General features: G+C 74.5%; 10 protein-coding genes. 7 read left to right on the plus strand and 3 right to left on the minus strand.

The window, feature by feature from the left end; translation table 11 throughout:
* Positions 1–56: 56 nt before the first annotated feature.
* The 4 genes from ACZ4YY_RS02225 (at position 57) to ACZ4YY_RS02240 (ending at position 5,518) form a co-directional block, all read left to right on the plus strand.
* Positions 57–695 (plus strand): GntR family transcriptional regulator, encoded by a 639-nt coding sequence (locus ACZ4YY_RS02225; protein WP_468282665.1) that lies wholly within the window; start codon positions 57–59, stop codon positions 693–695.
* Between the two features lie 490 nt (positions 696–1,185).
* Positions 1,186–3,888 carry a pyruvate dehydrogenase (acetyl-transferring), homodimeric type gene (aceE, locus tag ACZ4YY_RS02230; RefSeq protein ID WP_468282668.1) on the plus strand — a complete coding sequence of 901 codons (2,703 nt, stop codon included), beginning with the start codon at positions 1,186–1,188 and terminating at the stop codon, positions 3,886–3,888.
* 79 nt (positions 3,889–3,967) lie between these two features.
* Positions 3,968–4,942 carry a helix-turn-helix transcriptional regulator gene (locus ACZ4YY_RS02235; RefSeq protein WP_468282672.1) on the plus strand — a complete coding sequence of 325 codons (975 nt, stop codon included), beginning with the start codon at positions 3,968–3,970 and terminating at the stop codon, positions 4,940–4,942.
* Positions 4,943–4,999: 57 nt separating this feature from the next.
* Entirely contained in the window at positions 5,000–5,518 is a 519-nt protein-coding gene (locus ACZ4YY_RS02240; RefSeq protein ID WP_468283220.1) for a DUF4240 domain-containing protein, read from the plus strand.
* A gap of 192 nt (positions 5,519–5,710) precedes the next feature.
* On the opposite strand, the gene ACZ4YY_RS02245 is transcribed toward ACZ4YY_RS02240, so the two are convergent.
* Both ACZ4YY_RS02245 and ACZ4YY_RS02250 read right to left on the minus strand, forming a co-directional pair.
* Positions 5,711–5,941, minus strand: a complete 231-nt coding sequence (locus ACZ4YY_RS02245; protein WP_468282675.1) for a hypothetical protein — start codon at positions 5,939–5,941, stop codon at positions 5,711–5,713.
* Positions 5,938–6,780 (minus strand): peptidoglycan recognition protein family protein, encoded by an 843-nt coding sequence (locus ACZ4YY_RS02250; protein WP_468282678.1) that lies wholly within the window; start codon positions 6,778–6,780, stop codon positions 5,938–5,940. Before ACZ4YY_RS02250 ends, ACZ4YY_RS02245 begins: the two co-directional genes overlap by 4 nt.
* 448 nt (positions 6,781–7,228) lie before the next feature.
* Here ACZ4YY_RS02250 and ACZ4YY_RS02255 point away from each other — a divergent pair, with 448 nt between their 5' ends.
* Positions 7,229–8,413, plus strand: a complete 1,185-nt coding sequence (locus ACZ4YY_RS02255) for a MarP family serine protease (protein WP_468282681.1) — start codon at positions 7,229–7,231, stop codon at positions 8,411–8,413.
* Positions 8,414–8,419: 6 nt separating this feature from the next.
* Here ACZ4YY_RS02255 and ACZ4YY_RS02260 read toward each other — a convergent pair whose 3' ends face one another.
* On the minus strand, positions 8,420–8,917 hold the full coding sequence (locus ACZ4YY_RS02260; RefSeq protein ID WP_468282684.1) for a GNAT family N-acetyltransferase: 498 nt from the start codon (positions 8,915–8,917) through the stop codon (positions 8,420–8,422).
* 278 nt (positions 8,918–9,195) lie between these two features.
* On the opposite strand from ACZ4YY_RS02260, the gene ACZ4YY_RS02265 reads away from it, so the two are divergent.
* Together ACZ4YY_RS02265 and ACZ4YY_RS02270 are read left to right on the plus strand one after the other, a co-directional pair.
* On the plus strand, positions 9,196–10,089 hold the full coding sequence (locus ACZ4YY_RS02265; RefSeq protein WP_468282687.1) for a TIGR01777 family oxidoreductase: 894 nt from the start codon (positions 9,196–9,198) through the stop codon (positions 10,087–10,089).
* Positions 10,090–10,252: 163 nt separating this feature from the next.
* Positions 10,253–11,653: an NAD(P)/FAD-dependent oxidoreductase gene (locus ACZ4YY_RS02270; protein WP_468282690.1), complete on the plus strand. Its 1,401-nt coding sequence runs from the start codon at positions 10,253–10,255 to the stop codon at positions 11,651–11,653.
* Positions 11,654–11,810: the final 157 nt, after the last annotated feature.

Genomic DNA, 11,810 nt, shown 5'->3' on the forward strand with positions numbered 1-11,810 from the left:
ACGTCCAGACGTCAAACGCCCCCGGGGGCCTGTGGGCCCCTTCCGAAGGAGCCCTCATGAGCGCGCCCGTCGTCCACTCGCTGCGCGAGCAGATCCGCGAGCACATCCTCGAGGGGATCATCAGCGGTCGCTGGAAGCCGGGCGAGCGGATCGTGGAGCGGCGCATCGCGACGGAGCTGGAGGTCAGCCAGACGCCGGTGCGGGAGGCGCTGCGCGAGCTGGAGTCGCTGCGGCTGATCGAGTCGGCGCCGAACAAGGGCGTGCGGGTGCGGAACCTGACCGCCGCGGACCTGGAGGAGTCCTACCCCGTCCGGGCCGGTCTGGAGGCCATCGCGGCCGAGCTGGCGGCCGAGCGGCTGGCGGGGGACTGCTCGGCGCTCGCACCGCACGTCAGCGCGCTGTACGAGGCCGACCGTCTCGCCGACGGCACGGCCCAGGTCCGGCACACGGTCGGCTTCCACCGGGAGATGGTGCGGGCCGCGGGCAACTCGGTGCTGCTGCACACCTGGGAGAGCCTGGGCATCGAGGTCTTCACGACCCTGTCCATCCGCTGGCTGGGCACCATCCAGCAGTCCTACGCCGAGGAACACGAGGAACTGGTCGCGGCGTTCCGGCGCCGGGACCCGGACATCGGCCGCCTGGTCAAGGAGCACGTCCTCGGCTGCGCTCCGCGCGCGGCCGACGCACCGTCCTGACCGCCGCGAACGCGCCGCGTCGACCGCAGACGCGCAGCCTTGCACCGAGACGCGCACCGTCACGACCGCGGCTCGCCGCACGGACGGCGTCGGCCGGCCGGGCGAGGGCCGTCCGCACGAGTGGGGGAGCGGGCGGAGGTGCCGCACGCGTGCGAACCGCGGAGCCGACGATGTCGGCGAGCCGCGGAGGCTGCCCGCCGTGTCGGCGCGTGCCCACCTCAGCCCTGCACACCTCAGATGAGCAGGGAAAACCGGCACCGCGTGCCCGGGTTCGCGGCACCGGATGCCAATTTCCCGCTGTCGGCCGATTTTCTCCCGTTCACCCTTTGATCGATCATCGATCAGGGAGTTACAGTCACCGACGGGCCACGCGGCGGCGCTCCACATCGCCACCGCACCCCGGCCCCACCGCCCTGTCCTGCCAAAGACAAAGGGCACCCCCGAACCCTTGCCGATGAGGGAACCCCCTTCGACTGAGGAAGGCGGCGACATGACCGACCCCCACGCCATCCAGCCGAGCGCGCTCGACCAGCTCCCCGACCGGGACCCGGAGGAGACCGCCGAATGGCAGGCCTCCCTGGACGCGGTTGCCCAGGCGGCCGGACCGCACCGTGCCGCGTACCTGATGCGCCGCACGCTGGAGCGTGCCGAGGGCAACGGCATCGCGCTGCCCAAGCTGCTCGAGACGGACTACGTCAACACGATCCCCACCGCCGCCGAGCCCGCCGTACCGGGTGACGAGGCGATGGAGGCGCGGATCACCGCCTGGAACCGCTGGAACGCGGCCGCCATGGTGACCCGCGGCTCGAAACACGGCGTCGGCGGCCACATCGCCACCTTCGCCTCCGCGGCCTGGCTCTACGAGACCGGCTTCAACCACTTCTTCCAGGGCAAGGAGGCGGACGGCTCGGGCGACCAGCTCTACATCCAGGGCCACGCCTCCCCCGGCATCTACGCCCGCGCGTTCCTCGACGGCCGGCTGAACGAGCACCACCTCGACAACTTCCGCCAGGAGACGGGCGGCAACGGCCTCCCGTCCTACCCGCACCCGCGCCGGCTGCCCTGGCTGTGGGAGTTCCCGACGGTGTCGATGGGCCTCGGCCCGCTCTCCGCGATCTACCAGGCGCGCTTCAACCGCTACCTGACCAACCGCGGCATCAAGGACGTCTCCAGCTCCCACGTGTGGGCGTTCCTCGGCGACGGCGAGATGGACGAGCCCGAGTCGACGGCGGCCCTCGCGCTCGCCGCCCGCGAGGAGCTGGACAACCTCACCTTCGTCATCAACTGCAACCTCCAGCGCCTCGACGGCCCCGTCCGCGCGAACTTCAAGATCGTGCAGGAGCTGGAGGCCCAGTTCCGCGGCGCCGGCTGGAACGTCGTCAAGACGCTGTGGGGTTCGGCCTGGGACGAGCTGTTCCGGCTCGACACCACCGGTGCGCTCGTCCGCCGTCTGCGCGAGGTGCCCGACGCCCAGGTGCAGACGTACCAGACGCGCGACGCCGCCTACATCCGCCAGGACTTCTTCGGTGCCGACCCGGCGCTCGTCGAGATGGCGAAGCTGCTGAGCGACGACAAGATCCTCGAGTGTTTCCACCTCTCCCGCGGCGGCCACGAGGCGCGCAAGGTGTACGCCGCCTACAAGGCCGCGGTCGAGTTCAAGGGCGCCCCGACGGTCATCCTGGCCCAGACGGTCAAGGGCCACACCCTCGGTGAGGGCTTCGCGTCGAAGAACGCCAACCACCAGATGAAGAAGCTGACGGTGGACGAGTTCAAGACGATGCGCGACCTGCTGGAGCTGCCGATCTCCGACGCGCAGTTCGTCGACGGCGTGGTCCCCTACGGTCACCCCGGAGCCGACTCCCCCGAGGTCCGCTACCTCCAGGAGCGCCGCGCGGCCCTCGGCGGCCCGGCCCCGGCCCGCCGCACGCACGCGCTGGCCCCGCTGCCCGCCCCGGCGGAGAAGGCGTTCACCTCCTTCGACAAGGGCTCCGGCTCCCAGAACGTCGCCACCACCATGGCGTTCGTCCGCCTCATCAAGGACCTGGTCCGCGACAAGGAGACGGGCAGGCGCTGGGTGCCGATCGTGCCGGACGAGGCGCGCACCTTCGGCATGGAGAGCCTCTTCCCCTCCCTGGGCATCTACTCGCCCAAGGGCCAGACGTACGAGCCGGTCGACCGCGACCAGCTGATGTACTACAAGGAGGCCCGCAACGGCCAGATCCTCAACGAGGGGATCACCGAGGCCGGTTCGATGGCCGACTTCATCGCCGCGTCCACCGCGTACGCGACGCACGGCGAGGCGATGATCCCGTTCTACATCTTCTACTCGATGTTCGGCTGGCAGCGCACGGCCGACCAGATGTGGCAGCTCGGCGACCAGCTCGGCCGCGGCTTCCTGGTCGGCGCCACGGCCGGCCGGACGACCCTGACCGGTGAGGGCCTCCAGCACGCCGACGGCCACTCCCCCGTCATCGCCGCGACCAACCCGGCGGCGCTGACGTACGACCCGGCGTTCGCCTACGAGGTCGCGGCCATCGTCAAGGACGGTCTGCGCCGGATGTACGGCGAGGCGGCCCCGGGCGAGGACCAGAACGTCTTCTACTACCTGACCGTCTACAACGAGCCGCTGCCGCAGCCCGCCAAGCCGTCCGGGCTGGGCATCGACGAGGGCATCGTCAAGGGCCTGTACCGCTTCAACACGGCCGAGTCGGCGGGCGTGACCGTGCCGGCCAACGCCCCGCGCATCCAGCTGCTGGGCTCCGGCACGGCGATCCACTGGGCGCTGAGCGCGCAGAGGCTGCTCGCCGAGGACTGGGGCGTGGCCGCCGACGTGTGGTCCGCGACCTCCTGGACCGAGCTGCGCCGCGACGCGCTGGAGGCCGACGCGGCCCTGCTGCGCGGCGAGGAGCGCGTGCCGTACGTCCGTCAGGCGCTCCAGGGCGCCGAGGGCCCGGTCCTCGCGGTCTCCGACTACATGCGCCAGGTCCCGGACCAGATCGCGCAGTGGGTCGAGCAGGACTGGTCCTCGCTGGGCGCCGACGGCTTCGGTCTGTCGGACACCCGTGAGGCGGCCCGCCGGCACTTCGGCGTCGACGCCGGATCGATCGTCGTCGCGGCCCTCGCCCAGCTCGCCCGGCGCGGCGAGGTCAGGGCGGCCGCGGTGAAGGAGGCGCGCGACAGGTACGGCCTGTAGGAGGTGTGCCGGTCATCGGGAGGGGCACGGCGGTTTCGCCGTGCCCCTCCCGTTGTCGGGGCCCCGGCATGATGGCCGTATGCGTGCTGCCCGGCTGATCAAGATGGTGCTGTTGCTCCAGTCCCGGCCCTCCATGACCGCCGCCGAGCTGGCGGGCGAGCTGGAGGTGTCGGAGCGCACGGTCACCCGCGACGCGCAGGCACTGTCGGAGGCCGGGGTGCCGGTGTACGCGGAGCGGGGCCGGGCCGGGGGCTACCGGCTGGTCGGCGGGTACCGGACGCGGCTGACGGGGCTGGCGCGCGGTGAGGCCGAGGCGTTGTTCCTGAGCGGCGTGCCGGGGGCGCTGCGGGAGATGGGCCTGGAGGACACGGCCTCGGCGGCCCGGCTGAAGGTGTCGGCGGCGCTGCTGCCCTCCCTGCGGGACGCACCGCGCACGGCGGCGCAGCGGTTCCATCTGGACGCCCCGGCGTGGTTCCAGGAGCCGGGGGTGCCCGAGTTGCTGCCGGTGGTGGCGGAGGCGGTGTGGGACGACCGGCGGGTGCGAGCCCGTTACCGGCGGGGCGAGGGGGAGGTCGGCCGGGAGCTGGAGCCGTACGGGCTCGTGCTGAAGGCGGGCGTCTGGTACCTGTGCGCGCGGGTGGTGGGGACCGGGTCGTTCCGGACGTACCGGATCGACCGGTTCACCGGTGCGGAGGCGCTGGAGGACCGTTTCGTGCGGGACGAGGAGTTCGATCTGCCGGGTTACTGGGCGGATCAGGCCGAGCGGTTCGCGCGGTCCATCCTGCGGGCCGAGGTGGTGCTGCGGCTGTCGGAGACGGGCGTACGGCGGCTGCCGCACGTCGTGGACCCCGTGGCGGCCCGGGACGCCCTGGCGCGGGCCGGCCGGGCCGACGCCCGGGGCCGGGTGACGGTCGTGCTGCGGGTCGAGTCCGAGGACGTGGCGCACACCCAGCTCACCGCCCTGGGGCCGGAGGCCGAGGTGGTCTCGCCGGAGTCCCTGCGGCGCCGTCTCGCCGCGGACGCGGCGCGGCTGGCGGCGCTGTACGGGCCATAACAATCGTCCGCACTCCGGGTGCGGCCCACCCCCGCAGGCAGGATGCTGGGACGCGTGATGGACGAGACGGAGTTCTGGGAGCTGGTCGACGCCACCCGCGAGGGGGCCGAGGGCGACCCCGAGGAGCAGGCCGACCTGCTCCTGGAACGGCTCCTGCGGCTGGATCCGGACATGATCCTGGACTTCGCCCGTCACTTCGAGGCCCGCTACAACCGCGCCTACACCTGGGATCTGTGGGGCGCCGCGTGGGTGCTGCTGGACGGGGCGAGCGACGACGCCTTCGACTTCTTCCGGTGCTGGCTGATCGGGCAGGGCCGGGAGGTCTACGAGGGTGCCGTGCACGACCCGGACTCGCTCGCGGACCTGCTCGACGACTTCGACGAGGAGATCGACGGCGACGGCGAGGAGCTGGGCTACGCGGCCGACGAGGCCTACGAGCAGCTCACCGGGACCGTCGCCCCGGATCTCGGGATCGCGCCGGCGCCGACGGAGCCCGCCGGGACGCCGCTCGACCTCGAGAACGAGCGGGCGCTCGCGGAGCGGTTCCCCCGGCTGTGGGAGCGCTTCAAGGAGTGAGGGCGGGCCGCCGGGGGGCGGTTGCGCTCAGGGGTCCTTGCACTGTGAGCGCCTGATCAGGCCGCGGGGTCCGGTGCCGTGCATCGCACGGCGTCGGAGAGTCCTTGTAGCGGAGCTACCAGGGCTTTACGGCCACGCGGCGAGGTGCGGTACCGGGGCGCGCGGCCCGGGCGGGCACAGTGCAAGGACCCCTCAGGCCGCGGCGGCGCGGCGGGTGGTGTCGGACGGGAGGTGGGCCTGCGGCTGCTCGGCCTTCACCGCGTGGTGCAGCGGCGCCCTGTCGGCCTGGTCCAGGGCGGACGCGGTGGTCGCCGCCGGCCCGAGGACGACCGCGGCGACGGCGCAGACGACGGTCCAGGGGCTGCGGGCGGCGCGGGCCCAGCCGTCGGCCCCACGGGTCTCTTCGGTACGACTGCCGTTCATGGTCCCCACCTCCGGTCGGCCTGTGTCGTCCCCGACGGTAGGGCGCCGACATGGGAACTTCCTGAACGGCTGCTGAGAGTTCCGGACGGAAGGGGGTGCCGGCCCTGGAGGCGGGCGGCCCGCTCGCGGATCTCCGGCAGTCGGGCGGTGAGGGCCGCGCCGGGGCAGCTCGTCATGTAGCCGTCCTGGTGGCCGGCGAGGGCGGGCAGGGCGACGGTGGCGCCGGCGGCGTACCGGCTGTGGCTGTTGCTGGAGGTGAGGCGGACGGTGGTGCGGGGGTCGACACCGGCCGGACCGAGTTTCCAGGCGGCGAGGGCCGCGATCGTCTCGACCATCGCCTGCGGCACCTCGACCCCCGCGGTGAACGTGCCGAGCGCGGCCACACCGACCGTGCGGTGGTTGAACCCCTGGGTGTGCGCGCCGGTGACGGGCCGGTCGACGCCGCCCGCGCGGCCCTCGTAGAGGGTGCCGCAGCGGTCGACGAGGAAGTTGTAGCCGATGTCGTCCCAGTCGCGGCCGTCGGTCTGGCCCGCGTACAGGTCGCGGATGACGCGGGGCGCGTCGGCGCAGTCGTAGCCGTTGGGCGAGTCGGTGTGGTGCACGAAGACCGCGACGACCTTGTCGTCGTAGCGCGGGGGCGGCTGCGCGCGCTCGGCAGCGGCCAGCCAGGCCGAGCGCGGCACGATGCGCGGGCGCGCGGCGACGTGCGCGGACTGCGGGCGCGCCGTGCGGTGGGCGGTCTCGGCGGCCAGCGCGGCGGTGGCGGCGTCCTCGACCCCGTTCGCGCACAGCACCAGCGCGAGGACGGCGGCGAGGCCGGGCAGGCACCCCAGGGCCACCAGGGCCGGCCCGGGAACGCGCGCGGGACGCCGCCCGCGCGGGCCCCGGGGGTCCTGCGGCCCGGCCGGCCCTGCACCGGCGGCCGGCCCGCGACCGGCCGCTCCGGCGGGCCGTCCCCAGCCGGGACGGCGTGCCCTCCCCGGCCGGCGCGGGAAGCCTCGCGAACCCCGCAGGACGCGCGCGAGAGGGCCGCCGGCCGCGGTCTGCCACGGCGGACGGCCCGGGGCCGTCGGCGGCGGGAGGGCACGGGCGGCGCGCATGGCACCACTGTCGGTCCGTTCGCCCTCGTCCGCGATGTGTGGTGTGCCACCCGGTGGAACCATCGTCCCGGTCCAGGGCGTTTGCGGGGTACACGCACGCGTGGCCGGTTCCGGGCGCGCCGCGCGGCGCGACTGATCACCGGGCCCGTCCCCCACGTACTGGTGGGTCCGAGAGAAAGGCGGCTCCGTGGACCTGCTCGACATCCTGCTGGTGCTGGTGGTGCTCGTCTACGCCGGCTCCGGCTACCGGCGCGGCCTGGTGGCCGGGTGCGTCTCGCTCGCCGGGTTCGTGGGCGGCGCGGCGGTGGGCGTGTGGGTGCTGCCGTGGGTGATGGGCCTGGTGACCGCGGGGACGACGACGGCGACGGTGACGGCGGTGGTCACCGTGCTGGTCCCGGCGGCGATGGGCCACGAGCTGGCGGGGCGGCTGGCGTTGCGGCTGCGCCGGGAGCTGGACCGGGGGCCGCTCAGAGTGGCCGACGGCATCGGCGGGGCCGTGGCGAACGGGGTGGCGGTGCTGATCGTCGCGTGGGTGGCGGCGAGCGTGCTGGGCGTCTCCTCGTCGCCGGTGGTGACCTCGGCGATCCGCGACTCGCGGCTGCTGGGGGCGGTGCAGGACGCGATGCCGGACACCACGCCGGCGTGGTTCTCCGACGCGACCTCCGCGCTCACCCAGGCCGGCTTCCCGCAGGCCTTCAACCCGTTCGAGAACGAGTCGACGGCCGAGGTCGCCGAGCCCTCCGGCGACAGCGTCACGGCGAGCGCGACGAACGCGGCCGAGGCGAGCACGGTGAAGATCGAGGGCGTCGCGGGCGACCAGGGCCGTGAGGGCAGCGGGTTCGTGTACGCCGCGGAGCACGTGATGACCAACGCCCACGTGGTCGCCGGGATCGACGAGCCGACCGTGCGGGTCGGTGGAGTGGGGCGGACGTACGGGGCGCGGGTGGTGCTGTTCGACCCGGACAAGGACGTGGCCGTGCTGTACGTGCCGGGCCTCAGGGCCCCGGTGCTGCGGTTCGACGACACGGCGGCGCGCGGGGACGCCGCGGTCGTCGCCGGGTATCCGCAGGACGGCGACCTCGACCTCCGGGCGGCGACGGTCGCCCAGCGGGTGGAGGCGACCGGCCGGAACATCTACAACGACGAGACCGTCACCCGCGAGATCTACTCGATCCGCTCCACGGTCCGCCCCGGCAACTCCGGCGGCCCGCTGCTGACCACGGACGGCCGGGTCTTCGGGGTCGTCTTCGCCCGGTCCACCTCGGACGCCGGGACTGGGTACGTCCTGACGGCGGCGGAGGTCGCGGCGGACGCGGCGCGCGCCGCGACGGCGACGGCGCCGGTGGACACGGGCGAGCCGGTCACCTCGTGACGGTTGTCACAGAGAGCGGCCCATGAAGACGTCGTCCACGTACCGGCCGCCGATCAGGAACTCCTCCGGCAGGACGCCCTCCACCGTGAAGCCCTCCGACTCGTACAGCTTCCGGGCGGGCGTGTTGTGGCCGAGGACACGCAGGGTGATGCGGCGGGCTCCGCGCCGGCGGGCCTCCGCGGCGGCCGCCCGGATCAGCGCGCGCCCCACGCCCCGGCCGCGCGCCTCGTCGGCGACGGCGAGGCCCTGGATCTGGCGGACGTGGGCGTTGACGGCGAGCGGGGTGGGAAGGCCGAGGCGCACGTAGCCGACGACGCGGCCGTCGACCTCGGCGACCAGGGTGTCCTCGACGGCGTGGCGGTCGCTGAAGAAGGGGGCGTAGGGCGGCTGCGGCTCGGGCATGACCGCGTGCAGCGGGGACCAGGTCAGGCGGTCGATCAGGGTGAGCGTCTCGTCGTCGTCGGGCCGGGCGGTGCGTATGCGCGGTGTGTGGGGATCGGACATGGGCGTCACCCTATGACCGGTGCACCGGGTGCCGGCCGGGGATTGTGAGCTCCGTCGCGAGCCGGGCTCTCCTTTTGTCGGGGGCTCTCAGGGGTCCTCGCACTGTGAGCGCCTGATCAGGCCCGTGGTCCGGTGCCGTGCAGCGCAAGGCGCCGGAGAGTCCTCGTAGCCGTGCTGCCAGGGCTTTCCGGCAACGCGGCGAGGTGCGGTACCGGGCCGCGCGGCCCGGGCGGGCGCAGTGCGAGGACCCCTTACGGGGCACGGGGCAGGATGACCTCATGGAACAGACACGAGTCGCAGTGGCCGGCGCTTCCGGTCTGATCGGCAGTGCCCTGGTGCGGTCCCTGACCGCGGACGGGCACGAGGTGGTCCGTCTGGTGCGCCGTGCGCCCCGGGGCGCGGACGAGGTGCACTGGGATCCCGAGCGGGGGCACGTGGACGCGGCGGGGCTCGCCGGATGCGACGCCGTGGTGAACGTGGCGGGCGCCGGGGTGGGCGACCGGCGCTGGACCGACGCGTACCGGAAGCGGATCCACGACAGCCGGGTGCACGGGACGGCGGCGCTCGCCCGGGCGGTGGCCGGCCTCGACGCACGGCCGCGGGTGTTCGTCAACGGCAGCGCGATCGGCATCTACGGCGAGACCGGCGAGCGGGTCGTCGACGAGAGCGCTCCGGCCGCGCGGGGGTTCCTGCCCGAGCTGTGCGTGGAGTGGGAGGCGGCGGCGCGGCCGGCGGAGCAGGCCGGGGTGCGCACGGTGTTCACCCGGACGGGGCTGGTCGTCGCGCGCGGCGGCGGGGCCTGGGGGCGGCTGTTCCCGTTGTTCCGGGCGGGGCTCGGGGGGCGGATGGGCGACGGACGGCAGTACTGGTCGTTCATCGCGTTGCACGACGAGGTGGCGGCGATCCGGCATCTGCTGGACCGTGACGACCTGTCGGGGCCGTTCAACCTGACGGCGCCCGAGGCGGTGACGAACCGTGAGATCACCGCGGTGATGGGGCGGGTGCTGCGCCGGCCGACGCTGTTCCCGGTGCCGGCGCCGGTGCTGCGGATGGTGCTGGGCGAGATGGCCGGGGACGTGCTGGGCAGTGCGCGGGTGGTGCCGAAGCGGCTGCTGGAGTCGGGGTTCACCTTTGCGTTTCCCGGGATCGAGGACGCCGTCCGAGCCGCCTGACGCCCCGTCGGGACTGTATGCGACCGCCGTGCGACCGTGCCCTGTCCATGCGCGACTGTTCCCGACCGCTGCCGCCCCTACGCTCGATCCGAACTCGGGTATCCCGGAGGGCTGTTGGGGGCATCACGTCTCCACCGGCTGCGCAAACCTCGAGGAGGGGCACGTGCTTGAGCCCGCGTACCAGGCAGACGTCGTCGTGGTGGGGGCCGGGGTCGCCGGACTAGCCGCCGCCCACCGGCTGGCCAGCGCAGGAGTGACGACCGCGGTCCTGGAGGCCGCGCCGTGTGTCGGCGGTCGCATGGCGACCGAGAAGGTCGACGGCTTTCGGCTCGACCGCATCGGACAACTGCTGTCCACGGCCTGTCCCGAACTGGCCCGCACCCCGGGGCTGGGCGCGCTGGGCCTGCGGCCCTTCGCCCCCGGGGTCCTGCTGCACAGCGACGGGCGCCACCACCGCGCGGGCGCTCAAGCAGGCGCGGGGGGCGCAAGGGGCGCACTCCACGCCGTACGCGCCCTGGCGAACGCTCCCAGGCCGGGGGCGCTGCCCCGGCCGCGTCCTGGCGGCGTGCCCCGGGCGGTGGCGGCACCGCCCAGGGGCCGCGCGGGCGCTCCGCTGGGCACCGCCGTGGACCAGGCGCGGCTCGGTGCCGCGCTCACCCGGCTCGCGGCGACGCCCGCCGAGCGGCTGCTGCGCCGCCCGGAGGCACCGGCCGCCGAGGCCCTCGCCGCCCGCGGGCTGCCCGCCCGCACGATCGACGGCTTCCTGCGGCCGCTGCTCGCCGCCCTGCTCTGCGACCCGGACCTGACCACCTCCAGCCGGTGCGCCGACCTCGCGCTGCGCGCTTTCGCGGCCGGACGGCTGTGTCTGCCGGAGGGCGGGGCCGAGGCGCTGCCGGACCTGCTCGCGCGGACCCTGCCGCCGGGGACGGTGCACACGGGGGTGCGTGTCACCTCCGTGTCCACGACCTCGGTGACCACCGCCGAGCACGGCGAGTTCCGCTGCCGCGCGGTCCTGGTGGCCACCGACGCGCGCACCGCCGCCGAACTGCTGCCCGGACTGCGGGTGCCCGACTTCCACCCGGTGACGGTCCTGCACCACACCACGGACGAGCCGCCGGCGACCGGTGCCGCGCTGCTCCTCGACGCCGACCGCGGCGGTCCGGTCGCGCACACGGCGGTGGTCAGCCAGGTCGACCCGACCCGTGCGCCCGCGGGCCGCGCGCTGATCTCCTCCACGGTCCTCGGCCCGCCCCCGCCCGGCATCGACACCGCGGTCCGCATGCACCTCGCCCGCCTCTACGGCACCTCCACCGCACGCTGGGAGACCCTCGCCGTCCACCACACGCCCGAGGCCGTCCCCGCGATGTGCCCGCCGCACGACCTGCGGCGCCCCGTACGCCTCCTGGCCGGCCTGTACGTCTGCGGCGACCACCGCGACACCAGCACGGTGCAGGGGGCGCTGCACTCGGCCCACCGGGCGGCGGCGGCGATCGTCTCCGACCTGGGCGCCGCGGGTCCGCTGCACCTCGCGGACCCCCTGCCGACGGTGCCGCGAGCGGCCTGAGGGCCCACGGGGGGAAAGGCCTCCGGGGTGGGGGGGGGGGGGGGGTTCCCCCCCCCCCCCCCCGCCCCCCCCCCCCCCCCCCCCCCCCCCCCCCCCCCCTCCCCCCCCCCCCCCTCCCCCACCGCATGCCCTACCGCGAGTATCTCTACCGCCCCCC

This window comes from Streptomyces sp. NPDC030143 (genome assembly GCF_055573695.1).

Bases quoted from the DNA above. Each gene is read 5' to 3' on its own strand.
- ACZ4YY_RS02225 (WP_468282665.1), top strand. From the start codon at position 57: ATGAGCGCGCCCGTCGTCCACTCGCTGCGCGAGCAGATCCGCGAGCAC.
- aceE (WP_468282668.1), top strand. From the start codon at position 1,186: ATGACCGACCCCCACGCCATCCAGCCGAGCGCGCTCGACCAGCTCCCC.
- ACZ4YY_RS02235 (WP_468282672.1), top strand. From the start codon at position 3,968: ATGCGTGCTGCCCGGCTGATCAAGATGGTGCTGTTGCTCCAGTCCCGG.
- ACZ4YY_RS02240 (WP_468283220.1), top strand. From the start codon at position 5,000: ATGGACGAGACGGAGTTCTGGGAGCTGGTCGACGCCACCCGCGAGGGG.
- ACZ4YY_RS02245 (WP_468282675.1), bottom strand. From the start codon at position 5,941: ATGAACGGCAGTCGTACCGAAGAGACCCGTGGGGCCGACGGCTGGGCC.
- ACZ4YY_RS02260 (WP_468282684.1), bottom strand. From the start codon at position 8,917: ATGTCCGATCCCCACACACCGCGCATACGCACCGCCCGGCCCGACGAC.
- ACZ4YY_RS02265 (WP_468282687.1), top strand. From the start codon at position 9,196: ATGGAACAGACACGAGTCGCAGTGGCCGGCGCTTCCGGTCTGATCGGC.